Raw genomic sequence first — 23,169 nt, 5'->3', positions numbered from 1 at the left:
AGAATAGTTTTTAAAAATGCAAAAAGACCAATCGGTTATTTGAATTTCTATTACTTGAGATAACTATTAATAGCTTTTATGGCGCGTCTTGTTCTGATCAACCCTAATCCAGAGATGATTTCATAGGGTTTTTTTAAGCCATCTAATTCCTTTTTGTAGATGTCAAAGATGACATTTCTGTTATTTGGATTCTCCCTCAATGGGTCGTGTTCCCAAGCCATATCTGGTGACAGCAACAGATAGAGATCAGCTGTTCTTGTTTCAAAATTTTCTAGAATATAAGGGTCGCACTTTTTGTACTTCCATTCAGACCAAACTTTTAACACCTCCAGACTGGTATCAAAAAAAACGGTAGAATTCCCATTGGACAATGCTTCATTTTCCTTTTTGATTTGCCCTTTAGCTATTTCCAGTAGATCACCATCTTCGTATGGTCGACCCAAATCGGTAAGATAAGTTCGTGCATACTCAGGTACCCAGAGCTGTTCAAAATATTCGCTTAGCTGCCTGGAAAGTGTAGATTTTCCGGTGCATTCTGGACCAGTGATGATTACCTTAAATGTAGGTTCGGTGATTTTTTCCATGCTAGGTAGCCCGACACTGCCATAGCAATGTAAACGCCGTATAAAAATGAATAAAAGTAAATGCCTTTGTAAAAATATATACCACAGGCCAAAACATCTACAATAAACCAATAATACCAGTTTTCTAATTTCTTCTTGGTCATCAACCAAATACCAGTAATGCTAAGGACGGATGTGGTCGCATCCCAGTAGGGTACAGCTGCTGGCGGAATATGATCCCAAATGGAATGAATGTGAGCCAAAAAATAACCGAATACAAATATTCCCAGGATGGAAATAAGTAAAATGTAAATGTTTTGTTTTAGATGATAAGTAGTAATAGGTAGGTCCTTATTTTTTGATTGTTTCCCATAAACCCAGAAATACCAACCGTAAATATTGAGTGCTAGAAAAACAACATGGAGTAACAAATCACCATATAGTCGTATTTCCCAAAATACGATAAATGAAACCAAAACATAAAGAATACCTGCGGGCCAGGTTAAGATGCTTTCTTTGATTAGATACCAAACTGCTAAGATTCCAAAAATCAGCCCTAAAAACTCGTAACCATCAATATTAAGTGAGTAGCTGAGTATTTCTTGAACTATTTCGTTCATACTAAACGATTGAATTAAAAATATTTAGTGCAATGATAGTGTTATCTTTTGATTTGGATCAATAGTACAAGAGTGGATTAAACCATGCCTTCTCTAATGCTTCTAGCTATGAGTTCAGGCGTGTTATTACAGTCGGTCTTTTTTAGAATATTTCGTCTATGAGAGTTTACGGTGTTCGCTGAGATAAAAAGTTTGTCGGCTATGTCTTCAGTACTGTATCCGAAGGAAATGAGTCTGATAATATCTCTTTCTCTAAAGGTGATTTGTTGCGAGATTAGTTTTTGTTGGCTGTAAATTTTGAAGAATATTGTTTCGTACTCATTTTTATCATTTAATATTTTAGCCGATGCCCTAATAGGTAAAGGACTTCCAGTAGATGGTAAAACGCTATAATGAGCCAGTCCAATGACAGGTTTGCCTTCTTCATCAAAGTACATCGGCGTAGTGTGTTGGAGTATGGGTTGATAAGTTCCGTCTCTGGTTCGAATTCTGTAGTTCCAAGTGTAACTCACTTTTTTTCTATCCATCACATCTACTTCAGACATGGTAAAAATCATCAAGTCATTTAACGATTGAAGCCAAAGGGTCATCTCTTCTGGATGCATGTGATCCCACCAAAAAGTCATGCCTTCCTTACACATATTATCAGTGTCTAATCCCGTGCTAGGATGGAAATTTTTACTTACATATTCGAAAGATCGAGTGGTTGTATTTGTAATACAGAAAAAAGTGGTGCTGTGTGGGATATATCTATCAAGTTCTTTGAGTTTAGCAATGTGACTTTCTAAGAAGTCTCCCTTGAATTCTTGATAGGTTTCAAATATTTCTGAATAATCTGAAATGATTCTACCATCCATAAGATTTTTACTTAAGCTGATTAATCACTGAACTGATTAAGAGAGGTTGATGAACTAATATCAACGAATTATTGCTTAATTGAAAGGAACTCATCTAATAAATGAAAATGTGCCAGTAGAAATGCAAAATAATATGCATCACTCTTTGTTCTTGGATAAGAAATCTAACTAGTACAGGTTTTCCTCTGAATCGGCTGAAATTGTGTCGGCTTTCATATATCCAGCTGATACAACTTCGCGTTGGATCATATATGAGTTGTCCTGGTGACAAATATGTGAACATCCAATAGATAATGCTTCTCCAGGTTGTAGCTGGTACATTCGGATCATTTCATTGATATTATTGCCAGGCAATTTAAACTTAGCTTTAATAACTGCGGATATTGGACTTTCAATATTTTTATTTTCCATAATCAACGAAATACCACAATCACCTTTTCCGCAACTTCCATTTGCATATATACTCAAATCATCCGATGCATCATTGCCAAAATCATCTCCTTGAAAATCCATTCCTCCTCCGTTTTCTGAAGCGAGCGCGAGATTATAAATGTCCATATAAGTCAGCTCACTGGTGTGCTTTTCTTCGGGAGGAGCAGAGGGGTCGGTTGTTCTTTTGCTGCATGAACATACGCTTAGAAGTGTCACAAAGAAAAGAACCAACAGTTTATTCATGTTTTGCGGAATGTTGAATTTGTTGCAATTATAATTAAAGTTAATAGGAAATATAATCACCAGCGTGGATCATAAACAAACTTCAATGTTTTTTGTTTCAATTCCTTAGCGTATGACATGGATTATCAAGGATTTCCTTAAAGCCAAGGGATTATTGTGTACCTTGCAGGTATGAATATTGTAAGAAGTTGGAGAGAGCAAAAAATCATCCTTAAAATGTGGTTTCCTGTTTTGTGTGATCAGGATTTTTTGTTTGAACCTGGTGAGAGAGAAAACATGCTAGATCGGCTTGCTGCTAAATTGAGTAAGACTCGTGCTGAACTAGAAAAATTATTCGCTGAGCTACAGTTGTATTGATAAGCTCATTAGTATTTCCCATTCATTTCTTTTTATAAAGATCATATTTAAATCATCAAACGGTAGCAGCCTTTCTCAATTTAGCTTGAGAAATTTTAATTTATTAACTAATAAAAAATAACAATTGACATGGAACATCATGCATTAGACAGCCTTAAATATTCATACCTCTGGAACAAGTACCGTCCTATGGTGCTAAAACTGATGAAAGATGCTGCTAATGAACCTCAGCAGTATAAATTTTTAAAGCATGAGTTTCATGACATCAATCCTAAGGAAAAAGGAGGTCATTCTTTTAGTATGGAATTGTCGAATGGCAGGCCAAGTAAAGAAGTGAAGACTTCTATGGTGGCAAAAAGTCTTTTTGCAGTTTTGGATCAATCAATGACTGCGGTAGACCTGTCTCAAGGTGCTACTTATGAGTTTGCTATGGATAAGCAATACAATTTGGTCATTACTCTGAAAGAGGCCAAAGAAGAGGAAGAAGCAGAAAAGGAAGAGGTAGTAGAGGTGCAAGAAGAGCCCCAAGAAAAATAGAAACTATGTTGATAGGGCTGTAGTAGGTCAATTATCACAGCTAAAGCAAATAGTCACACTACATATCTATGAAATGCGTCTTATCGTAGCTTTGATATTTTAAATAAGTATCTGAAGAGCAAAAGAGAGGCGCTTTTATTTTTACTTTGATAATTAATCTTTTTCTGCAGTAGCAGTAGTAGGATAGTTATGTAGTGTGACTATTTTTTTAGCATTTCATTTTTCGCTTGGTCAGATGATTTTTCAGCGTTTTTATCATGCGAAAAAAAAGCTAATTAAGCAAGCTCGATACCATCAGCTTTCAACACGACAAGTTTCTGCTTGTAAAGAATGCCTAGTGAACGTTTGAAGTTTTTCTTGCTTATCTGAAGCGTCATTTGAATTTCCTCAGGAGCACTTTTGTCATGAACGGATAACTTGCCATTGTTCAGCTTAAGACGCTCGATGATTTTAGCAGCACCATCTTCAAGCTGTTCAATACCAGTTTTTCTTAGACTGATATCGATCTTGCCGTCTTCTCGTACTTCTTTAACGAACCCTTTCATTTTAGCTCCTTTGAGCAATTCTTGAAAGACTTCATTTTCATAAACCAAACCTTGATATTTATTGTTAACAATCACAGCAGTACCGAGTAGGGTAGTTTCCCCAATGATCAGATCTACTTCTTCATTATTCTCTAGTTCAATATTTTCGGACTCGATGTAATAATGGATTTTGGCACTTCCAGCCAAACGCTTAGTAATTTGATCTAAATAGACATAAACCATGTGCCATTGCCCTGGCCTCATGTTTTTTTGTTGTTCGCTAAATGGAACCAAAAGATCCTTTTCAAGACCCATATCCATGAATGCGCCAATGTTGTTCACGTCTTTCACTTCCAAACATGCAAATTCATTACGCATGACCTTAGGTGTGAGTGTAGTGGCTACAATTCGATCTTCAGAATCGGTGTAGACAAATACATCTAGCTCATCTTCGTCTTTGGCATTTTCTGGAACATACTTGTTCGGTAATAAAACCTCATTTTCTTCATCGTCTATCAGTATCGCTCCAGGAGGTACAATTCTGGCTATGGTTAGTGTATTATTTTTGCCGATTTCAATCATGTGGCAAAGCTAGAAGAATTTAATGTGTTTGCGTCTGTTCGAAGTAAAAAGAACTGTTATCCTCGATTTACAAGATACGCAAGATAGCAGATGTACGTAAGAATGAAAATCGCCCCCATAAGCCTACTGATTTTAGCTTTTCTACCTACTACTATGGCGACAATCAACAGTGTACTAGAACCGATCACCATCAGAATATCTGAGTTGGAAACAATGTCGAAGGGCAATGGTCTAATCAAAGAACTAAGCCCAAGTATCCAAAGTAAGTTGAATATATTAGAACCTACCACATTGCCAACTGCCATGTCTGATTGCCCTCTTTTTGCTGCTACTACTGAAGTCACCAATTCAGGTAAGGATGTACCAATAGCAACCACAGTCAACCCAATGAATGTCTCACTAAGGCCAAATAACAAGGCAATTTCAAAAGCTCCATCCACTACCCATTTACCACCAATAAATAGTGCTAAAGAACCTGCAACTATATAGAGGATAGATTTAGTCTTAGACAATTGTCCGGTATCCTCTAAGTTTGTTGATTGTTCGACATCATCACTTTTTGATACGACGTAGATATAAGTCATAAACAGACCAAAAAAGAATAGGAGGATGGCACCATCGTAACTACTCAACGTGAGGCCTTTTACGTCTACAAATAGATCTGCATTCGCTAAAAAACCTACCATAAAAGTGGCCAACAATGAGATCGGAATTTCTGTGAAATAGATACTTTTTTTGATAGGTAGTGGTTGGAATAATGCAGTTGCGCCTAATATTAAAAGTACATTGGCAATATTGCTGCCGAGCACATTTCCAATGGCAAGTTCTGAACTACCATCAAAACTTGCCAGTAGATTAACTATCAATTCTGGCATACTTGTACCAAAAGATACGATTGTAAGACCAATAACAAGTTCTGAAATGTTGTTTTTTTTAGCAATAGAAGAGGCTCCTTCTACAAGTATATCTGCTCCTTTTATGAGGAGCAAAAAGCCAAGAATAAACAAGACATAGATCATTCTAAAACAGCTTTAAATTAACCATTCAATTATAATTCTAAATTTATAATTAGACGCTGTTTTTAAGATAAATTATTCAATTAGTTCATTGTGATTACACTCCTGAACTAATTGAATAATTATGAATTGTTTTATTCAAAAATCAATTGTTTGGATTTGCCTACTGCCTTGACTGCATTTACCATGGCTTGATCCAATGTATTTTCAGGAGCTTCCGAAGGTTTATTTTCGGCAATGTATTGTTTGCGTTGATTGCTCAATTTTTGTATTTCATTTTTTATAGATTCACGCTCTTTAGTCAATCCTTTTACATAAGCTTTCTTTTCTTCAGCATCCATCGTTTGCATAGGCTCTGGCAAGTATTCTACTTCTACTGATTCTAGAACCGCTTCATCCTCATCATAAGCGTCTACTAAGTCCCAGCTGGAATTTTTATAGGCATGTGAGCTTTTCGATATGGCTCTTTTCACTTTGTTGGCTTGACTATAAGACTCGGCATTTTGATCCTGTCTCATTTGTTTTTCCTTTTTACTTTTTCCCTGTGCACCATAGGAGATGTAGGTCTTGTTTAGATCATTGTTTAGTTGATCAATTTTGTCATCGTATGGAGTTCTGATATAAACAGTTTTTTGATTTTGTTCGATACTCATGTATGAGCCACCTGTAAGTGTCGCTCCATGTCTCCATGAAGTGCGGATACCTTCATTGTAATCCCCACAAAAGATGGTATTTACTACGATATCATGTTCTTTGGCAAGCTTACAAGCAGACTCATAAGCTACATTTCCTTGGCTGAACGGTTCGTTACCGGCGATAAAAATCATCTTTAAATCAGCCTTTGATTCTGACCAATTGAGTTTTTTTATTGATTTATCTATAGCATATCCACAGTATTCGTCACCACCATTGGTAGACAGACCAAAGAGGCGCTCTGATATGTCATCCAAATCAGTGGTAAGGTTCGTTACCATTCTCATGTAGCCTTCGGCTTGTGGTAGTCCGTCGTTGCCGTATTCAAACAAAGCAATTTGTATTTCAGGTCTACTTCCATTGCCACATTTAGCCGCAGCTAATTCATTTACTATGGTCCAAAGTTGTGATTTGGCCTGATCGATCAAGCCATCCATGCTATTACTGGTGTCTAATAATAGAGCGAGCATGATCTTTTGCTTGTCTGGTTCAGGTTTGGGTTTGGCTTGACTTGTGGGCGAGAAGCACCCAATAGTGAACACGGTTATAAGAAAGAAAGCGATAGTTTTTACAGATACTGAGATTGAATTTTTCATGACATTTTTTATTTATATGATGACTCAAAAGTCAAGAAGTAGAATGAAACAAAATAGCTGCAATGAGGGAAGGGGTACTTTCATTGAGGGAAGAAGTATGTGGATTTAGTGATGATCTATTTTTTGCCTCAAATGGCGAAAAAGTTGATTTTTTATTCCTTCCTTTTGTGTGCAAATTTGTTGGAGTTGGAAACTGAATAAAAATGCAAAAACCTAGAATTGTCGAATCACTCCCAAAGATCCTCGTAGGACTACACTTGGAAATGACTTATGCTACCAGTGCATTGACAGGCAAGTTATGGAGCCAATTTATGCCTAGAAGAATGGAGGTTACTAATGCCGTGTCTCAGGATAAGTATTCCCTACAGGTATTTAAAAATGGCTTTGATTGGAATTCTACAGACGCTCATACACAATTTGTGAAATGGGCAGGCATGGAGGTCAATGACAAGAATAGTATTCCAGATGGCATGCAAAGCTTTGATTTGGAAGGAGGCTTGTATGCAGTATTTATACATCAAGGTTTGCCCAATGCATTTCCAAAAACACTGCACTACATTCTAAATGAATGGATACCGTCTTCAGGCTATGAGCCTGATGCTTCTCGTCCACAGTACGAGGTGCTGGGTGAAAAATATATGAATAACCATCCTGATTCGGAAGAGGAAGTTTGGTTTCCTATTAAGAAAGTAAGGCATTGACAGCTATCAGAACCATATTGATTTTATTCACACTAATAAGTGTAAGAGCAGGTGCCTATGCTCAAGAAAAGAGTAAAAAATCGTCTAAGTATAAAAGTCTGTCTGAGCGTAATATATTAACAGATCAAAGCGTACCTGCTTTACTTCAAGAGGCAGAATCCATCATAGAGGCAAATCCATCAGAGGCCCTCAATTTGGTTGAACAGGCCTTAGCCACTAGTATTATCCAAAAGAGCACGTTTAACGAAGCTAAATGTTATATAATTCTAGGTAAAATCAATGAAAGTCAAGAGGAATATGAACTGGCAAATCAGAATTACTTTGCTGCCTATCAAAGGTTGGCTAAAGCCTATAGAGGTACCACAGCATATCATGAAACCTTAGAGGGATTGGGTAGAGTTAATTTTAAACTAAAAAACTTTGAACAATCTAAACATTTCTATAGCCAATTAAGCGAGACTGAGCTTGAAGAAGATGAACGGCTGGAAGTAGAATTGAAATTAGCTGAAAATGAGGTTGCATTAGGTGAAACTCCTGAAGCATTGGAACGAGTCAATCAACTGGAGCCATCAGCTACATATAATCAATCCAGGCGATTACAGTCTGAAGGCAGAGCGCTTAAAGCTCGAGCTTATGCCAAACAAGAAGACTTTGAGGCAGCAGAAGAATCGCTAACACCCAATCAGACGTTGCAGGCTGATGAGTCGTTTGATGATGGCGCATTGGACATGGAGGAAATAGTATTGGAAGATGTAGAAGCTGAGGAATTATTGAATATCTATCAAGAGCAAAATAAGAAGGAGGAAGAAATTGCACTTCGAGAAAAAATAGCTCTGAGCAAAACAGCCGCAAATCTTCCGCTTCAGGCCGCTAAACAGCGGCAAGCGATTGGCAAAGTATTGATCGATCAGGGAAGAACTTCAGAGGCGATTGCTCAGTTGGAACAAGCATCGGAGCTTGCCAATACTACCGGAAGTGCCGAAGAAAAATCAAATGCATATTTAGCTTTAGCCAAAGCATATAGTAAGGTAAACTCAACTCAATTAGCATTGGAGGCTTATCAAAATCATAGTGAAGCTCTTCAATCCTGGATGACTGAGGAGCAATCCAAAAGAAGTTTGCGAGAGTCCTTATTAAGAAAGCAGCAGGATATTCAGGCTTTGACCAAAGATTTGGCTCTTGACGAATCTAGCTACCAACTGGAAGAGACTACTAATGAATTGCAAATGCAACAATTAAGAAGTCAACGAGTGTTGATTTATGGTTTGGTTACGCTGTTAGTGCTAGTAGTGATAGGGGCATATTTCATTTATAAAAAAGCACAAGAAACCAAACGTGTAGGACAGTTATTGGCTCTGAAATCCTTGCGTTCTCAAATGAATCCGCACTTTATATTTAATGCATTAAACTCTGTAAATCAGTTTGTTGCGCTAAATAATGAGCGCGCTGCCAATAAATTTTTAGCAGATTTTTCTAAACTGATGCGTATGGTGTTGGACAATTCTCAAAAGGAATTTATCTCGCTACGAGAAGAGCAGGAAATGATTGGATTGTATTTAAAACTCGAGCATTATCGATTTAGAGATCAATTCGAGTTTGAATTTGTGATGGATCCAGAATTGGACTTGGATGAATTAGAAATACCTCCGATGCTCATACAACCATATATCGAAAACGCTATTTGGCATGGACTCAGGTACAAGGAAGACAAAGGATTTCTTCGAGTTCATATTTGCCCAAATGGTGCTGGAGTGAAGATCAGTGTTGAAGATGATGGGATTGGTCGTACGGCATCCAAGCAGCACAAAACAGCCAATCAGAAAAAGAAAAATTCTGTGGGGCTGAAAAACACCTTGGAGAGAATAGGAATTATCAATGAGGTGTATCATACGAATTATTCCATTTCAATCAATGATTTGAATGATGATAAATCTGGTACCAAAGTAGAAATTATGACTCCTAAAAATCGTGGATAAATTGAAAGCCATATTAGTAGATGACGAGCAAGATAGCAGACAAATTCTATCCAATTATTTATCTAAATATTGCCCTATTGTAGAGTTATTAGCTGAGTGCAAAAATATCCAAGAGGGGCTGTCAGCTATTCAGAAACACCAACCAGATTTGGTTTTTCTGGATATAGAAATGCCGTATGGGACAGGTTTTGATTTGCTTGAACAATTAGGCAAAGTAAATTTTGAGACCATATTTGTAACTGCATATGATAATTATGCCATTCAAGCGCTTAATATGAGTGCGGCTTATTATCTACTTAAACCAATAGATATTGATGAATTAGTCGATGCAGTAGAAAAGGTTCATATTGAAAAATCACAAAACAAGGATTCATTTCATGTTCAAGTACTGTTGGATAATATCAAGTATGAAAATGAACGACCTAAAAAGATTATGCTACCGACTTTTGAGGGTTTTGAGATTGTACCTATCGATCAGATCATCTACTGTGAGGCGGATGATAATTTTACCAAATTTCATCTGAAGGGAACACAAAAACCATTGTTGATTTCCAAAACGTTAAAGTATTTTGAAGACCTACTGCCAAGCACTAAGTTCGTTCGAATTCACCGATCTAGTCTAATCAACACGGATTATGTGGTGAGATACACCAAAGGAAAAGGAGGGTATGTGACGTTAGAAAATGACATCGAACTAGAAGTTTCTGCTAAGAAAAAATCTCAGTTTCTCGATATATTTAAATTGTCTTAAAAAATCGGTTCGCCGTTGTTGAGTTCTATAAGTTCCACTCGACCTTTTCCCAGAAAGGGGAGTTTGGTCTCTATTAAAAGTGGAAATTGATTTTTATCCGAACTAATCCAGATTTCAACTGGACGATCTTTTTTCATTTTTTCGTTTTCGGGAAGTAAGAGGTGAAGTTTGTAAGCACCCACATTTCTATCATTAAATTCTATTATTTCTTGCCCCATATATCGTACACCTACTTTATAAAGCTTTTTTTCATAGTGAGTGGTTAACATCACTGAATCACCTATACTCATTCCAAACCAATTGTGATGTTTGAAGAACATAAAAGTGCCAAGCACATCCTGTGTGTCTTTCTCAAGTTTGACTTTCCATGCACGATTGGGGTCCTCTCTTTTATGATCTAGAACTTTTACATCCACAATCATAGAATCGTAGTTGTAGTTAGTCCATTGTTCCCAAGTAGCCTTTCCACTTACCACATTCTTTTCATTATAAATAGGTTTAAGTGTTTTCTTATCAATGATAGATGTGTAATGATCGTCAAGACTTCCTAGCCAATTGCCTAACCCTAGAGTTTCTGCATAAACCTTAACCTTATAGCACGGAAATCCTCTCCAGTTTGAATTGTCGTCTATAGTTACCTCACCACTACCAATCGAAAACCAACCCAGTTTTAATTTATACTTGAGACTCACTACATTTTTATCTTCAATGCTATTCGAGTCATTGGTATAAGCGCTCAAGGTGTTACAAATGAAAAAAGTCAAGAGGAATAAGTACCTACCAAATTTTAAAATCATAGTTCTCATTATTGAGTAAACAATGGTACAGTATTGAAAGCTTAAAAATGTAATTTTGACCGGGCAATCGCTGCCAAACACTAATTTAAACTATCAAATCGGGTTCTTGCAAAATTCAAACCAAAACTTATGTCTGATGCCCTGGTTGCATTTACACATCGATACAAGAGGACTTGTAAAAGCATGTTGCGATGCCAACATTACGTATGGAGATATAAACCGCCAAACCTTAGAGGAGATTTGGCAAGGAGAGCCCATTAGGAAGTTTAGAAAATTCTTGTTGTACGGACAAATAGATAAGCGATGCGCCTCATGTTTCCATAAGGAAAAGTCTGGAAAAAACAGCATAAGAATAGAAACATTGAAAAAGTTCTCAAATAAAATGGACTGGGTGAAAGGCACAGAAGAAGATGGAACATCACCTGATTCCAAACCCATTTATTTTGATATACGGTTTAATAATTTATGCAATCTAAGATGTCGTACCTGTTGGCATGGAGCCAGTTCTAGCTGGTTTGAGGAAGCAAAATCACTAAAACAAAATTTTGGAAGTAAAGCAATTATTGAGGCAAGCAATGATAGTGCATCACTCATTGAGCAAATTCTCAATCAAAATATAAACATTGAAGAAATATATTTTGCGGGAGGCGAGCCCTTGATGATGAAGGAGCATTATGATTTATTGGAAGGGCTCATCAAGAATAGTCAAACTCAGGTACACCTCCGATACAATACCAATCTGAGTATTTTATCATTGAAGGATCGGAGTGTGCTGGAATTATGGAAAAAATTTGAGCACCTCACAATTTCGGCAAGTATTGATGGTTTGGGTAGGCAAGGAGAGTATATTCGGAAGGGGTTGAACTGGCAGACTTTTTTAAATAATATGCAAGTCATAAAATCCAAGCTTCCACGGGTGAAAATAGAGATTGCCCCAACCATTAGTGTCTTCAATATTCTAAGACTAGCGGAACTCCATCGGTACTTTGTGGAAGCTGGCCTGATTGAAGTGAATTCCATTTATCTCAACCTACTTTCACGTCCTGATTATTTCAATATTAAAGTCCTCCCAGATTATTATAAGGAGCAAGCGAGTCGGCAAATTGAAAATCACATGGGGTGGCTATTAGCTAATAATGCTAGTGAGACTATCATTTCTGAATTTAGATCTGTGGTTGACTTTATGTGTCAAGAAAGCTGGGTTCATCACCTTCCGAAACTAAAAAATCAACTTCAGGTACTAGATAAGATGAGGTCAGAGAGCTATGAAATTGTTTTTCCTGAATTTAAGAAGGTACTTGATCCCTTTTGAAAACAAGATGGGTGTCAGTAGAAGTTTGCGGATCAAAATAGTAGCCATCATAATCGAACCCTTTCAATAGCTCTATTTCATTGATCCTGTTTTTGATAATATACCTTGCCATCATTCCTCTGGCTTTTTTAGCGAAGAAAGAGATTACTTTATACTTGCCATTTTTCAAATCCAAAAACTCAACATCGACCACATGGGCTTTTAAACTTTTTCTTTTTATCGACTTGAAATATTCATTTGAAGCTAAATTTACAATGGTTTTGTCGCCTTGCTCTTTCAAGTCTTTGTGGACTAATTTTACAATTCGATCATTCCAGTATTTATATAGAGTCGGTTCATCACCCACAGTCAGACTTGTACCCATTTCTAATCTATGAGGCTGGATAATGTCTTTTGGGCGGAGTAGGCCATACAATCCAGACAATATCCGGAGATGCTTTTGAGCATATTCGATATCAGCAGTATCCAGTTGGTCTACATCCAGTCCGATATACACATCACCTTTAAACGCATGAATACTCTGTTTAGAATTGTCGACTGTGTGCTCACGTCTATAGTCTTTGTATCGTTTTACATTTAGTTGTGCAATATTTTCACTCACACTCATCAACTCCTGCACTTCCATAGACTTTTTTAGTCTCAATTCTCGTATCAGTCTATTGGTTTGAGTTAACAACCGTGGGACAGTAAAGGATTTTTGTTCAACTTTATTTTCAAAATCTAAGGTTTTAGCTGGTGAAATTACTGCAATCATAGTTGTTCGTTATGTGAAGATCACAAAGCTATATGAAGCACGAGAATTATTGAATATTCCGTTAATCTTTATCGGATTTACCTCTAAATTGATTTATTTGAATTTGCTTACATCCAGCAATATGAGTTAATGATAAGGAGTATTAGGATAAAAATATTGAAAATTGGTTTGACACTATGCCTTGTGCTGGCCTTTGGAATTGTATTAGGTCAATCCACTGGGGAAAGTATAGACCCATCTTTTGATACCTGGACTTCTCTTTTTTTGTTTGTGTCATTGCAAGCATTATTTGTTTTTGTTGCTCTTTTCAATTTGAAAGGTGCGCAATCTCAGGCTAACAAAATTTTAGCTTTTCTCTTACTCACATTTGCTGTTATACTTTTGAGCTATGTACTCTATTGGACCAATTACAATCAGGTTTTTCCATTTTTAAACGGTTGCTTTCATCCATTGCTTTTGCTTTCTGGAACGCTATTCTATCTGTATGTCAGGAATATTGTAGGTAATCGGAAATTAAGAAAAAGCGACTTTTTACATTTTGTAATTCCATTGTTGGTCGCAGCATGTCTCTTGCCGCTTTATATTGATAATTTCAATGGAGAACTATATTACACTTTAGACGAACGATATCGCCCTTTTTTATTGATTGGATTCAATACTTATTTAAAATTAGTTTACCTCGGATCGTATTTGTTTTTGAGTTTCAGGCACTACTATCAGGCTAATTTATCTGACTCTTTTCTAAAGCCTTGGTTTCATTATTTGTTGATTAGTTATTCGGGCTATTACCTGACCATCGTGCTTTACTATGCCTTGGTCAACCTGAGTTTTTTTGATGTAACCTGGGATTATATGATTTCATTTGCCATGTCATTTTTCATCTTTTGCGTAAGTTTTCTAGGTTACATATACCCGCAAGTTTTGGCTGGAAAGCCTATATCAAATATTATTCTTAGACATAAGTATAAAAATTCTGGCTTAACAAAAAGGGGAGAAGAGGAGTTGAAATTAAAACTGCTTCAATTGATGAAGGAAGAAAAACTGTTCTTAAATAATGACTTAAACCTTGATCAATTGGCATTAAAGTCCAATACCACAAGACACAATGTATCACTAGTGATCAACAAATATTTCAATCAAAATTTCTTTGATTTTATAAACAAATATAGAATTGAATATGTGCAGGATTTGTTCTTGAAGCCAGAATGCCAAGGAGACCATGTTATCCAATTAGCCTATCGTGCTGGATTCAATAACAAAGTCTCCTTCAACAAAGCATTTAAAAAATTTACCGGACAGACTCCCTTGTCTTATAAATCAGATGTTGTTGACTAGGGGTTATCTTTTTAAGAAGATAAAGTCACCACCTTCATCTCCGGCTCCTTTGATATCACCAAATTGTGGAACTTGCCCATGGCTGTTATTCATAACTGCTATTTTGAATGAGCTGAATAATATTTCAGCAGGCAATAAACTTCTTTCATTCTCTTCCAATCGCTTGGTTAAATATTCTATGAATACACTTTTGTCTGGTACAGTTTTCATAGCGCCACTAGTGATGGCTTTTCTACTAGGCAGTTTTGCTAATTCAAGTGAAGCCATGTTCTGAATGAACATATCTCTTGTTTTGAAAATACCTCCGCTAAAACATGCGTCAGCTACTAATAAAGTATGTTTGGTGTGAATGCCACCAATGTAGTCTCTAATCATAGCGTTAGACAACCATGCGGCTTTTGAAGTTCTCTTAGCATCACTTGGTAGCCAAAAACCCTGTTTTAAATCCTCATCCCAAACGCCGTGTCCAGCATAGAATATGAGTAAATTGTCGTCCTCATCTATTTTAGATTGAAGTTCATCAAAAGTTTCGATGATTTCTGTTCTTGTTGGGTTTTGAAGAAAAGTAATATTCTCTTCTTCAAATGTATAGTTTTTGGTGAGAACGTCTCTTAATTTACCCGCATCAGCTATCGGACCATCAAGTTGAGTAATCGACGGATCTCTATATTCATTAACTCCGATAAGTAGGGCATGATAGGTTTTAGTACTGAAGTAGTCCACGATTCTGGTATCTAGTTCGGATACTTCTTCCTTAGGCTGGGACGTTGCTGGTCTAGATACCGCAGGAGTAGCCACAGCAGCTACGGCAGTTGGTTTGATTAATCCATTTAATAGCAAATCAGCTTCATCAGCAACAAAAAGTGCTTTCTTTTGAACACCGAACTCATATACCTCTTTTGTATCTGTAACAATCTTATAGTTGAATTTTTCTAGCGTGACAGCGTCATCTAATAACTGACTATTTCCAACTACTTTAAAGAATGGTGAGTTTTGTTTGAAGGCTCTAGCTTTATCAAAAGGAACTTTTACATTATGAGTCATTCCATCTATTGTGATAGGAAATTCTTCTGCATCTGCATCATATGTTCCCAATTCAGATATTCTGGTATAATATTCCTTATATGAACCTTTGATTTTATCTCTGAATAGTGCCGCTCTTCTTTCACTATCTCTTTTTTCCCTTTCAGCTAAAATTTTTAAACGTGCAGCTTCTAATTCTTTGGCAACTTCTGCTTCCCTATTTGCCAAATTTCTATAATAATCAAAAATGCCTTCTTTATATGTTTCTGCTTGATCCAAACGTGCTTCATAATCCGTAGTTCGTTCAAATTCTCCTCTTGGCTTGAACAACTCAGCTCGTAGGTTGAGTTCTTTATCAATTTCAACCTTATATTTCTTATATATTTCATCACTGCTATTTAGAACAGCTGCTGGCTCAGATGATCTTGTATTAGAGCTATTAGAAGCAATAGGTTGAGCTTCTCCTGAACTCCATACTTCTATCGTATGATCCTGTGATTGGAGTAGGATACTAGATTTGTCAGGGCTAACAACCACTTTTTCAATTTTGAATCCAGTGGATGATATCAATGAAACTTCATCGTGAGGGTTGGAGACATCTCTGATTTTTAAGCCTTCCTCTCCATGAATTAAAATTTTATTCGATTGATTCAATACCCAAGAGTTATATAGTCTATCATAATCTTCAGGACTGGGAACTGCCTTCCATTTCAATAAATAACTTTTCCCAGATGAAATTTTCCAAAATCGAAGAGTATATCGATCTGTTGTAGTCATCCAATCGGTCTTAGTAGGATTTAAGTCTATGTGTTCTACGTTGGCTTCATGACCTTTTAATTTCTTATCAATTATATCCAATTCTATGTTCTTGATTAAAACATCATCATTTTTAGCTAGATACATCAACTTTCCATCGTGGCTAGTTTTGAAGGTATTGATGCCACCCATGCTGGAATGAAAAATATCGAACTTTCTGGTATCAAGCTCCACTTTATAAATTCTTTTGACTGGGTCTGACACACCCTTAGTGGCCATTAAATAAAGTGTTTTTGAATTGTTGTTCAGATCCACCCATTCTATTTTATCAAAAAGAGAAATTTTGCTGATTTGTGCTCCATCGGATGCATTTGAAAATACTATTTCATTATCTGTAAAGGATACTACTTGATTCTTATCAGAATAGAACCTAATAAAATTGATTTCTTCTTTGTGAGGTCTAACTTTATATAGCTCCTCTTTACTTGAAAAGTTGAATACAGTTAATATGCCTATTTCATTTCCTAGGGCTATATATTGGTTATTTTCATCTACCTGAAACTCTGTGATTTCACCAGAATTATCACTTAAATCAGCTACTTTTTTTGTTTGTGCCAAAGAATCAATGTTCAGTAAACTGAACATCAAAACTAGAATCAATACATTTTTCATTACTCCTGAGGTTTGCTTCTAGTATCAAATCTAGGTAATTAATTGAAATTAACTTGTTTTTTTAGCCCTTAGAGTGTTTTTGAAGAATAAAATTCGATTAGGATAATTTTTCCATCGATCAATGCAACTTTTATTAGGATTGAACAATCTTTTAATTATCAAAAAAACTCCTACATAACTGTGCTAAGAAATTTTATAAAAATTACTTTAAGAAACCTTGTAAAAAACAAGCTTTATTCTTCCATAAATATTTTCGGCTTATCAATTGGCATTGTTTGCAGTATTTTGATCTGGCTATGGGTTACCGATGAGATGTCTTTTGATAAGTTTATTCCAAAATATAAAAACCTGCATCAAGTTTGGGTTCATGCTACTTTTGATGGAAAAGTTAATACTTGGCAGTCAATACCATTGCCAACTTATGAAGCGATGAAAACTGCTCATAGCAGCATAGTAAATTCAACTGTGACAGGATGGGGTGGGGATAAATTGCTTACGGTAGATGAAATTCGTGTCATCAAACAAGGGTATTATGTCAGTGAGGAGTTTCTTGAAATGTTTGAATTCCCCTTAGTTTCTGGTGATCCAGCTACTGTGCTTGATGATCCTTATTCAATTGTAATAAGTCAGTCATTGGCAAAAACATTATTTAAAAATTCGGATCCATTAGGGCAAACCATAAGATTAGAAGATCAAGTCAATTTGAATGTAACCGGCATTTTGAAAGATTTGCCAAATAACTCTTCTTTTGAATTTGAATATTTGGTGCCATGGAAACAGCGCGAATTGCTAAATGAATGGGTAGTTAACAATAAAACGAATTGGGGAAATTACTCTTTTCAGGTATTTGTAGAGTTGAGAGAAGCACAGGCAGAAGAGGCTGTGAATGAGGCAATCTCTACCATGTTAGCTGATAATGGTGAGGACGATATGCCTCGAACTTTGTTTTTGCACCCGATGGAACGATGGAGACTGCATTCCAATTTTGTAAATGGAGTAGCAAAGGATGGAAGAAACGACCACGTGAAACTCTTTTCTATCATTGCCATATTTATTTTGTTTATCGCCTGTATCAATTTTATGAATTTGGCAACCGCTAGATCCGAACGTCGTGCTCGGGAAGTTGGTATTAGAAAAAGTCTGGGCTCCACCAGAAAATATTTGATTTTACAGTTTATAGGTGAGTCCCTGATTATTTCTTTTATTTCCTTTATTGCGGCCATTTTAATCGCTGAGTTAGTATTGCCTGCCTATAATAATCTGGTTGATAAAAAACTTTTTATCAACTATTTATCATTAGAATTTTGGCAAATAGGATTTGGAATAGTTGCTCTTACCGGTATTTTGGCAGGTAGTTATCCAGCTTTTTATTTATCATCTTTTCGACCAGTAGAGACATTAAAAGGCACTATAAAAGTTGGAAAAGGAGCAGTCTCGCCTCGGAAGGTGCTAGTGATCATGCAATTTGGCTTTTCTATTTTGTTGCTTGTAAGTACGGTAATTATTTTTAAACAGATAGAGTTGGTGAAGGATCGGAACTTAGGCTATGACCAGACTAATCTCATTTCAATAGATTATAGTGATGAGCTGGCAGAGAATTATGATGTACTTAAAACCCAACTCTTGCAGTCTGGCTCAGTTGAAGCAGTCACACGATCCAATAGTCGCATTACTTCTATCAACTCAAACAATTTCTTGAGTTGGCCAGGCAAACCAGATAATCTCAAAGTAATTTTCACTACTATCTCTACAGAATATGATTATTGTAAAACAATGGGAGTTGAAGTTTTGCAAGGAAGAGATTTCTCTAAAGAATTTACTACAGATACTTCCGCTATCGTAATTAATAAGGCTGCGCTTGAACTCATGGGATTAGAGGATCCTATAGGCACTTCTCTCGATCTATGGGGTGAAAAAAGACAATTGATAGGAGTAATTGATGATGTGATCATGGGGTCTCCATACCAAGCAGTGAAGCCTTTGTTTATGATCGTGAACCCAAATTGGATCAATGCCATTTCTGTGAGATTAAAAAACAATGGCAGTTTAAATGAAAACCTCAAGACCGTAGAATCTATTTTCAACCGATACAATCCAGCATATCCATTTGATTATCAATTTGCAGATGTGGAGTTTCAGCGCAAATTTGACACGATTAATATGACGCAACGATTAGCCACTATTTTCTCTCTATTAGCCATTTTCATAACTGGACTAGGACTATTTGGATTGGCCTCATTTACTGCTGAACAAAGAACCAAGGAAATAGGCATTCGTAAAGTATTGGGAGCAAGTACCCTTGAGCTAATTGGCCTGATGTCAAAGGATTTTTCAAAACTAGTGCTAATTGGCTTCTTAATTTCTATTCCAATTACCTGGTACTTGCTTGATCAATATCTAGAAAGATACCCGATCAGAGTAGATGTACAGTGGTGGATATTTCCAATTGTTGGTCTAGTTGCACTGGTTTTCTCTTTACTTATAGTAGGAAATCAAGCGAGCAGAGTAGCAAGAGCTAATCCAGCTAGATCACTAAGAGACGAGTAAATAAATCTCATCAAATGTTTAAATTATTTTTTGATTACTGAATAGCAGAAAATAGAATATCATTAACTTGCGGGTCTATTGTAGTTCGTCTATTTTAGACCCTCCCTGATATCCTATTGATCCATTAGCGAAGGCTAGGAGAATGCATTTTGGTGAATGAAAATTAATGGTTAGGACAAAATCAAAACACAAAACATTATTACAACTTTCTAAATCTGACTATCTGCACAATGGTAGATTTAAAGAATTGGTTCATGAAGTATTAACAGCGCTTAGCTTTGAATTGGACGTGGAACGTGCGGGTTTTTGGATTTTCAATCAAGAAAGTGGTCTGATTAAAAACTTATTCCTTTATGAAAAAGAACATGATTCTTTTGTTAGAGGTAATACTTTCGAGCAAGCAAACTGTCCTAATTTTTATGATACCCTCAAAACAAAATTGATCATAAAAATAGATGATGCTTCTAATACTAAAATAACCGAGGAGATAAGAAAGTCTTACATCACACCAAATGGAGTGAAATCGATGTTGGGCATTCAGGTTTGGTACAAAGAAGTAATACTGGGAATAATTTTTGCAGAGAAACTGTCTGAAACGCATAGTTGGACCACTCATGATAAAATTTACCTAACAACTGCCGCATCGTACATTTCACAGTCCTACAGTTCTCAGCTAAGGATCAAAGAAAAAGGATTACGACAATTAACCGAGGCCAGTTACCATTCTGTGTTTAATGATAGTCCAGTTCCAATGCTTATTTATGATCCAGATTCATTTACCATTTTAGATGCAAATAACGGGGCCATGTCCTTGTATGGCTATAATTTGGATGAGTTTAGGCAGCTGACGCTCATGGATCTTAGGGCGAACGCAGGCAATACTTCTAAATCTGATGATCTGGACTATGAGCAAAAGTTGAGTGCCAAGTGGGAGACTTCTGAATGGGAACATAGAATGAAAAACCATACTATTTTTACTGTACAAATTTCTGGACATTCGACCACTTATAGAGAAAGTAAAGCCAGAATTGTAGTAGCAATTGATATCACCAAGGACAAAAAACAGCGAGATGAAAAAGAGGCTGTGATAGCCAAATTAGAAGATTACGCATTTTATGCTTCTCATAATATTAGGAGGCCAATATCATCAATATTAGGAATATTGGACTTGGTGAAAATGTCCTGGGATGATCGTGAAAGTTATGAAGAATTGATGGCTAATTTGCAAATTGCCACCATGGATTTAGATGAAGTGATCAGAGTAATGAATGCAAAATTGGACCTGGATTAGTTTAAAGATTATAAAAGAAATTGTAAGCTCAAGAGCATGAAGAATAAAGTAAGAGAAACCATATTAAAAAGAAGCAGTTTTATCATTTTGATGCTTCTCATTCTAAGTGCTTTTGCTTTGCTTAGAATGCTCGCTACTCATCAGGACATTGATGATGTGGCAAGAATTGATCTGCCACTGGTTGAAATTCTAACGCAAATAGAAACTAATCAATTGGAGCAGTCTATCAATTTTGAAAGAGCGATTCGTTATGCAGAGGAATTTGACAAACATCAATTCGCTAGGGAAAACTTTGCTAGGGCAGACAGTACGTTTCGATATCTGGCTGCCATTGTCGATCAGGATTTGCTCGATGCAGATGAACAGGTTCAGAACGCCTTGAAAAACACAGCTAGTAGTAGTCAATTGTCAAAACTCCGTACTCTTGAAGTAGCACTCAGAAAGTTGGAATCTGAACATACCAGCTATGAAGAGCATGCCATAGAAGTTTTGGAGTTTTTGGAGCAAGGCGACATTGAAAATGCTATGCTGAAATCAGATAAGGTCGAAGCCGAAGAGAATGAGTTTAACGGTCAGATTGAGGGTGTACTCATGAGGTTGGAAATGTTCACTGAGTCTCAAGTAGAGTCTGTAGAACAAGAAGAAGAGCTTTCCATGCAGTGGATTGTGGTATTGACTATCTTTTTCACAACCTTATCCTTGGTAGCTGTTTATACTTTTAGTTATAAAATATGGGTGCCCTTGGAGCAAATAAGAAAAGGAGCTGAAAGGCTAGGAGCGGGTAATTTGGATACGCGAATTCAGCTAAAGCCTGAAAGTATTACTGAAGACTTAGTTGATGCTTTTAATAATATGGCTGATCGCTTGCAAGACGCTCAAGAGGAAATTGAAAGATTTACTCATTTTTCTTACAGCACTGCGCATGATCTCAAAGCACCTGTAAATAATATGAAGTCTCTTATCGAGATGTTAGAAAACACCAAGATGGGTGATAATAGCTACGATACGGTTTTGAAGAATGTTAAACGAAGTGCAGATCAGCTTTCAATGACAGTAAATGCATTAAATGATGTCAATCACCTTCGAGCATCTCTGAATCAAGATGCGCAAATGGTTTCTTTCGATAAGATTTTAGCTGAAGTGGCTCAAGGCATGCTTCAAGATATTAAAGACGCTAATGCCACATTCAGAAAAGATTTTTCTGCATGCAAGGAGATCAATTATCCTCCATTGCACTTGAAGAGTATTATGCAGAATCTTCTCACAAACGCAGTAAAGTATAAAAACCCTGAAAAACCATTGGTTATTGAAATTAAGACATTGATTAACAATGGAAGAGTTTCATTGGTAGTAAAGGATAGCGGATTAGGATTTGATGCTGTCAAATACAAAGAAGAGATTATGAAACCATTCGTGCGATTACACTCTCATGTAAATGGTAGTGGATTAGGAATGTACATCATTAGCACCATTTTGAGTTATCACCATGGAGAGATGATTGTAGATAGTCGTCCGAAACAAGGGGCAAAATTTACAGTGCATCTAAATGAAATGGATTAAAACCCAGTGCCTTCGTTTTTCTCTTTAGGGACTTCTAAAATTTCGGGATTTAATTCTTTTAGATGATGGATGTGTTCGTCTACAAGGTCTACTCGCTCCGTTACTGCATCTATATACTGAATGAGCTCTTCTTCCAATGCAGCGATATCTTTATCAAAGCCACCGCTGTCTTTTTTGGCTAGATTCTTTTCAATGCTAATTACTTTATCACATTCTTTTTTAAGAAATGCTACGAATTTCTTGTTGGTATACTCAACTTCTAAAGTCATGATATCATCCAAAGTTTCTTTTGCAGCTGCATCAGCATTGGCATCATACTTATCAGTTACTGTGAAATATAGCGTAGTGTCATAATGATGAATTTGACGAAGTAAGTCCAATACATTATTTCTATAAGGCTTGGAATGACAGTACTCTTTCATCCCTTCATAACTCTCCATTTTAAGCGCTTCAATATCCCAGGCTGTTCTGAGTTCATCAACAATAAATACGATGTCATTTGCTTTCTTTTGGGCAACAAGCTGAAGAGAAACTATGATGATCAATACGAGTGTAGATACTATATTTTTCATGAGATGTTTTTAGTTATCATTATCCGAATTAAATCAAAAATAGGTTTAATAGTTTATATACTTCAAATAGAATGAGACTAAAATAGTAAAGTATCACCTCTG

At 36.4% G+C, this 23,169-nt stretch carries 21 protein-coding genes; 10 read left to right on the top strand and 11 right to left on the bottom strand.

All coding sequences use genetic code 11. The annotated features are described in order from the left end of the window. Window positions 1-50 precede the first annotated feature (50 nt). The 4 genes from ABJH98_RS08340 to ABJH98_RS08325 form a co-directional block, all read right to left on the bottom strand. The gene (locus ABJH98_RS08340) at window positions 51-584 is read right to left on the bottom strand and encodes an ATP-binding protein (protein ID WP_348307195.1); all 534 of its coding nucleotides are present in this window, start codon (window positions 582-584) and stop codon (window positions 51-53) included. Beyond that, window positions 551-1,183 (bottom strand): nicotinamide riboside transporter PnuC, encoded by a 633-nt coding sequence (pnuC, locus tag ABJH98_RS08335; RefSeq protein WP_348307194.1) that lies wholly within the window; start codon window positions 1,181-1,183, stop codon window positions 551-553. The genes ABJH98_RS08340 and pnuC overlap by 34 nt, the downstream gene beginning before the upstream one ends. 77 nt (window positions 1,184-1,260) lie before the next feature. Further along, window positions 1,261-2,040, bottom strand: coding sequence for a LuxR C-terminal-related transcriptional regulator (locus ABJH98_RS08330; RefSeq protein WP_348307193.1), 780 nt, complete (start codon window positions 2,038-2,040; stop codon window positions 1,261-1,263). 168 nt (window positions 2,041-2,208) lie between these two features. Continuing rightward, entirely contained in the window at window positions 2,209-2,715 is a 507-nt protein-coding gene (locus ABJH98_RS08325) for a hypothetical protein (protein WP_348307192.1), read from the bottom strand. Window positions 2,716-2,886: 171 nt separating this feature from the next. On the opposite strand from ABJH98_RS08325, the gene ABJH98_RS08320 reads away from it, so the two are divergent. Together ABJH98_RS08320 and ABJH98_RS08315 are read left to right on the top strand one after the other, a co-directional pair. After that, a complete protein-coding gene (locus tag ABJH98_RS08320) occupies window positions 2,887-3,072 on the top strand; it encodes a hypothetical protein (protein ID WP_348307191.1) in 186 nt (61 codons plus the stop codon). Between the two features lie 129 nt (window positions 3,073-3,201). Continuing rightward, a complete protein-coding gene (locus tag ABJH98_RS08315; RefSeq protein WP_348307190.1) occupies window positions 3,202-3,609 on the top strand; it encodes a hypothetical protein in 408 nt (135 codons plus the stop codon). A gap of 275 nt (window positions 3,610-3,884) precedes the next feature. Here the strand turns inward: ABJH98_RS08315 and ABJH98_RS08310 are convergent, their stop codons facing one another. The 3 genes from ABJH98_RS08310 to ABJH98_RS08300 all read right to left on the bottom strand — a co-directional run bounded on the left by ABJH98_RS08310 (window position 3,885) and on the right by ABJH98_RS08300 (window position 7,020). Next, the gene (locus tag ABJH98_RS08310) at window positions 3,885-4,715 is read right to left on the bottom strand and encodes a S1-like domain-containing RNA-binding protein (protein ID WP_348307189.1); all 831 of its coding nucleotides are present in this window, start codon (window positions 4,713-4,715) and stop codon (window positions 3,885-3,887) included. A gap of 56 nt (window positions 4,716-4,771) precedes the next feature. Continuing rightward, complete coding sequence (locus tag ABJH98_RS08305; protein ID WP_348307188.1) at window positions 4,772-5,734, bottom strand: calcium/sodium antiporter; 963 nt, start codon at window positions 5,732-5,734, stop codon at window positions 4,772-4,774. A 131-nt stretch (window positions 5,735-5,865) separates the two neighbouring features. Then, the gene (locus ABJH98_RS08300; RefSeq protein WP_348307187.1) at window positions 5,866-7,020 is read right to left on the bottom strand and encodes a vWA domain-containing protein; all 1,155 of its coding nucleotides are present in this window, start codon (window positions 7,018-7,020) and stop codon (window positions 5,866-5,868) included. A 203-nt stretch (window positions 7,021-7,223) separates the two neighbouring features. On the opposite strand from ABJH98_RS08300, the gene ABJH98_RS08295 reads away from it, so the two are divergent. The 3 genes from ABJH98_RS08295 to ABJH98_RS08285 are packed head-to-tail and all read left to right on the top strand — an operon-like array spanning window position 7,224 to window position 10,448. Beyond that, complete coding sequence (locus ABJH98_RS08295; protein WP_348307186.1) at window positions 7,224-7,721, top strand: GyrI-like domain-containing protein; 498 nt, start codon at window positions 7,224-7,226, stop codon at window positions 7,719-7,721. Beyond that, entirely contained in the window at window positions 7,718-9,697 is a 1,980-nt protein-coding gene (locus tag ABJH98_RS08290; RefSeq protein WP_348307185.1) for a histidine kinase, read from the top strand. The genes ABJH98_RS08295 and ABJH98_RS08290 overlap by 4 nt, the downstream gene beginning before the upstream one ends. Further along, window positions 9,690-10,448, top strand: coding sequence for a LytTR family DNA-binding domain-containing protein (locus ABJH98_RS08285; RefSeq protein WP_348307184.1), 759 nt, complete (start codon window positions 9,690-9,692; stop codon window positions 10,446-10,448). Before ABJH98_RS08290 ends, ABJH98_RS08285 begins: the two co-directional genes overlap by 8 nt. Here the strand turns inward: ABJH98_RS08285 and ABJH98_RS08280 are convergent. After that, window positions 10,445-11,245: a DUF3108 domain-containing protein gene (locus ABJH98_RS08280; protein WP_348307183.1), complete on the bottom strand. Its 801-nt coding sequence runs from the start codon at window positions 11,243-11,245 to the stop codon at window positions 10,445-10,447. The genes ABJH98_RS08285 and ABJH98_RS08280 overlap by 4 nt on opposite strands. Before the next feature lie 136 nt (window positions 11,246-11,381). On the opposite strand from ABJH98_RS08280, the gene ABJH98_RS08275 reads away from it, so the two are divergent. Beyond that, on the top strand, window positions 11,382-12,557 hold the full coding sequence (locus ABJH98_RS08275; RefSeq protein ID WP_348307182.1) for a twitch domain-containing radical SAM protein: 1,176 nt from the start codon (window positions 11,382-11,384) through the stop codon (window positions 12,555-12,557). Here ABJH98_RS08275 and yaaA read toward each other — a convergent pair. Then, window positions 12,532-13,311 (bottom strand): peroxide stress protein YaaA, encoded by a 780-nt coding sequence (gene yaaA, locus ABJH98_RS08270; protein WP_348307181.1) that lies wholly within the window; start codon window positions 13,309-13,311, stop codon window positions 12,532-12,534. The genes ABJH98_RS08275 and yaaA overlap by 26 nt on opposite strands. 168 nt (window positions 13,312-13,479) lie before the next feature. Here yaaA and ABJH98_RS08265 point away from each other — a divergent pair, with 168 nt between their 5' ends. Beyond that, entirely contained in the window at window positions 13,480-14,646 is a 1,167-nt protein-coding gene (locus tag ABJH98_RS08265) for an AraC family transcriptional regulator (RefSeq protein ID WP_348307180.1), read from the top strand. A 3-nt stretch (window positions 14,647-14,649) separates the two neighbouring features. Here the strand turns inward: ABJH98_RS08265 and ABJH98_RS08260 are convergent, their stop codons facing one another. Beyond that, the gene (locus tag ABJH98_RS08260) at window positions 14,650-17,097 is read right to left on the bottom strand and encodes a caspase family protein (RefSeq protein ID WP_348307179.1); all 2,448 of its coding nucleotides are present in this window, start codon (window positions 17,095-17,097) and stop codon (window positions 14,650-14,652) included. A 180-nt stretch (window positions 17,098-17,277) separates the two neighbouring features. Here ABJH98_RS08260 and ABJH98_RS08255 point away from each other — a divergent pair, with 180 nt between their 5' ends. The 3 genes from ABJH98_RS08255 to ABJH98_RS08245 all read left to right on the top strand — a co-directional run bounded on the left by ABJH98_RS08255 (window position 17,278) and on the right by ABJH98_RS08245 (window position 22,495). Next, entirely contained in the window at window positions 17,278-19,644 is a 2,367-nt protein-coding gene (locus ABJH98_RS08255) for an ABC transporter permease (RefSeq protein ID WP_348307178.1), read from the top strand. 166 nt (window positions 19,645-19,810) lie between these two features. Next, entirely contained in the window at window positions 19,811-20,935 is a 1,125-nt protein-coding gene (locus ABJH98_RS08250) for a PAS domain-containing protein (protein ID WP_348307177.1), read from the top strand. A 36-nt stretch (window positions 20,936-20,971) separates the two neighbouring features. After that, window positions 20,972-22,495: a HAMP domain-containing sensor histidine kinase gene (locus ABJH98_RS08245; RefSeq protein WP_348307176.1), complete on the top strand. Its 1,524-nt coding sequence runs from the start codon at window positions 20,972-20,974 to the stop codon at window positions 22,493-22,495. Here ABJH98_RS08245 and ABJH98_RS08240 read toward each other — a convergent pair. Further along, complete coding sequence (locus tag ABJH98_RS08240) at window positions 22,492-23,067, bottom strand: hypothetical protein (RefSeq protein WP_348307175.1); 576 nt, start codon at window positions 23,065-23,067, stop codon at window positions 22,492-22,494. The genes ABJH98_RS08245 and ABJH98_RS08240 overlap by 4 nt on opposite strands. Window positions 23,068-23,169 lie beyond the last annotated feature (102 nt).

This window comes from Reichenbachiella sp., from assembly GCF_039969095.1.
In the GTDB taxonomy this organism is placed as follows: domain Bacteria; phylum Bacteroidota; class Bacteroidia; order Cytophagales; family Cyclobacteriaceae; genus Reichenbachiella.
This window is presented reverse-complemented; position numbering and strand designations above follow the sequence as displayed.

Excerpts from the sequence above, each read along its gene's own strand:
- ABJH98_RS08310 (WP_348307189.1), bottom strand. The coding sequence starts at position 4,715 with ATGATTGAAATCGGCAAAAATAATACACTAACCATAGCCAGAATTGTA.
- ABJH98_RS08275 (WP_348307182.1), top strand. The coding sequence starts at position 11,382 with ATGCCCTGGTTGCATTTACACATCGATACAAGAGGACTTGTAAAAGCA.
- ABJH98_RS08250 (WP_348307177.1), top strand. The coding sequence starts at position 19,811 with ATGGTTAGGACAAAATCAAAACACAAAACATTATTACAACTTTCTAAA.
- ABJH98_RS08325 (WP_348307192.1), bottom strand. The coding sequence starts at position 2,715 with ATGAATAAACTGTTGGTTCTTTTCTTTGTGACACTTCTAAGCGTATGT.
- ABJH98_RS08245 (WP_348307176.1), top strand. The coding sequence starts at position 20,972 with ATGAAGAATAAAGTAAGAGAAACCATATTAAAAAGAAGCAGTTTTATC.
- ABJH98_RS08315 (WP_348307190.1), top strand. The coding sequence starts at position 3,202 with ATGGAACATCATGCATTAGACAGCCTTAAATATTCATACCTCTGGAAC.
- ABJH98_RS08280 (WP_348307183.1), bottom strand. The coding sequence starts at position 11,245 with ATGATTTTAAAATTTGGTAGGTACTTATTCCTCTTGACTTTTTTCATT.
- ABJH98_RS08330 (WP_348307193.1), bottom strand. The coding sequence starts at position 2,040 with ATGGATGGTAGAATCATTTCAGATTATTCAGAAATATTTGAAACCTAT.
- pnuC (WP_348307194.1), bottom strand. The coding sequence starts at position 1,183 with ATGAACGAAATAGTTCAAGAAATACTCAGCTACTCACTTAATATTGAT.
- ABJH98_RS08305 (WP_348307188.1), bottom strand. The coding sequence starts at position 5,734 with ATGATCTATGTCTTGTTTATTCTTGGCTTTTTGCTCCTCATAAAAGGA.
- ABJH98_RS08260 (WP_348307179.1), bottom strand. The coding sequence starts at position 17,097 with ATGAAAAATGTATTGATTCTAGTTTTGATGTTCAGTTTACTGAACATT.
- yaaA (WP_348307181.1), bottom strand. The coding sequence starts at position 13,311 with ATGATTGCAGTAATTTCACCAGCTAAAACCTTAGATTTTGAAAATAAA.
- ABJH98_RS08240 (WP_348307175.1), bottom strand. The coding sequence starts at position 23,067 with ATGAAAAATATAGTATCTACACTCGTATTGATCATCATAGTTTCTCTT.
- ABJH98_RS08320 (WP_348307191.1), top strand. The coding sequence starts at position 2,887 with ATGAATATTGTAAGAAGTTGGAGAGAGCAAAAAATCATCCTTAAAATG.
- ABJH98_RS08340 (WP_348307195.1), bottom strand. The coding sequence starts at position 584 with ATGGAAAAAATCACCGAACCTACATTTAAGGTAATCATCACTGGTCCA.
- ABJH98_RS08295 (WP_348307186.1), top strand. The coding sequence starts at position 7,224 with ATGCAAAAACCTAGAATTGTCGAATCACTCCCAAAGATCCTCGTAGGA.
- ABJH98_RS08300 (WP_348307187.1), bottom strand. The coding sequence starts at position 7,020 with ATGAAAAATTCAATCTCAGTATCTGTAAAAACTATCGCTTTCTTTCTT.